Source organism: Pseudoalteromonas sp. S4492 (assembly GCF_005886115.1).
GTDB classification, from domain to species: Bacteria; Pseudomonadota; Gammaproteobacteria; order Enterobacterales; family Alteromonadaceae; genus Pseudoalteromonas; species Pseudoalteromonas gelatinilytica.
On the sequence record NZ_PNCP01000305.1, the window covers coordinates 1 to 382 of the forward strand.

The 382-nt window shown below is 48.7% G+C and carries 1 protein-coding gene; it reads right to left on the minus strand.

What is annotated here, in order from left to right; all coding sequences use genetic code 11:
- On the minus strand, positions 1–365 hold a 365-nt coding region (locus tag CWC28_RS21665; RefSeq protein WP_138625779.1), incomplete at its 3' end, for a winged helix-turn-helix transcriptional regulator.
- Positions 366–382: the final 17 nt, after the last annotated feature.

Sequence of the window (382 nt, forward strand, 5' to 3'; positions counted from 1 at the left end):
CCCCGAGCCTGCTGGTAATGGATACCCCAGACCATTAGCTGATCTATGACCGGAGACAGGCTCTGCCCCAACTCAGTCAGGTTGTATTCAACTCTCGGAGGCACTTCAGGGTAGATCGTTCTATCAACCAGCCCGTCTTCTTCAAGACTTCTCAACTGGAGCGTCAGCATTCTCTGAGTCACTCTGGGCATTTGACGCTTAAGTTCACTGAACCTCAAAGTTCCCACTCTGAGCTTATAGAGAATGACCCCCTTCCACTTCCCGCCAATAATATTTAACGCTACTTCCACAGGGCAGGCAATCTGACCTTTTTCATAATGGTTTTCCAATGCCTGCAGGTGACTTGATTCGAAAGAATCCAGCATAACACTCCCCCAAAGTA